Here is an 896-nt window from a genome sequence, read left to right as displayed (position 1 = left end):
TAGCATAGTGATGTACGTACATTAGTATAGCTAATAATTGTAGTTTTGGTCTTCCTAAGAACTCCGAGTCAAATTCGGATCTACATAGTGTAAATTTGTACAATTCATTTTCCTACGTTTAAGAATCTTTATTTTTGTGCTTTTGTTTTTTTTTGTCCGTCTGGTGGGCTCGGTGTGAGCGAGGCCGCACGCGATGCCGGATCCGATCGGGTATAGCAGGTCCCCTCCGGAGCGCGTCCTCGCTCTGAGCGAACCGCCCCCGAGCCTTGATTGCCGAGCCCTTCCGAAAGCGTTGGTCTGAAGGCTGCGAGATCGGCCGGGACTTCCCCAGCCGGACACTCCGACGGTGTGGGACCGCTGTCGAGAGCGAGGCCGATCCGGTCCCTAAGCAGGTTTAGCAAAAGTGGTCGCTGGTTTGGCGTCCTGAAACCTGCGACACTTCGAAAGCCTGAGCGAGGTGAAGCGTTGGCTTACCAACGCGAACCCGCTCAGAGAGGCTTCTTCTCCAGCTTCTTCTCGATCCTGTTTGGATCGAGGCCCGGAGCGACGACCGGCGGTGCGGGCACGGTGGAGGCCTGCGGCGCTCTTGCGAGGTCGGCGAGGCGTGAGCGCTCGTAGAGCAGGACGACGACCACCGAAATCAGCGCCGGTATCCAGAAATAGAAGACCCGGAACACGATGACGGCCGCAATGATCGCGTCCTTCTGGCCCGGATCGGTGATCTGCATCGCCGTGATGAAGACGAGTTCGAAGACGCCGAGGCCGCCCGGTGCGTTCGAGACCAGAGCGACGGAGAAGGATGCAAGGAAGATCGCGATGACTGCGATGGGGCCGGGATTTACCGCCTCAGGCAGGGCGAAATAGAGAATGCCGGCCGCGCCGAGCAGTTCGAGGGG

At 58.0% G+C, this 896-nt stretch carries 1 pseudogene; it reads right to left on the bottom strand.

Annotated elements, in window-relative coordinates:
• Window positions 1–488 precede the first annotated feature (488 nt).
• Window positions 489–896 (bottom strand): annotated as a pseudogene (locus tag VQ02_RS34340) (lysylphosphatidylglycerol synthase domain-containing protein); the annotation flags it as partial.

The sequence above is a fragment of the Methylobacterium variabile genome (genome assembly GCF_001043975.1).
In the GTDB taxonomy this organism is placed as follows: Bacteria; Pseudomonadota; Alphaproteobacteria; order Rhizobiales; family Beijerinckiaceae; genus Methylobacterium; species Methylobacterium variabile.
Note: the sequence above shows the minus strand (reverse complement) of the source record. Positions and strands in the feature narration are given on the sequence as shown.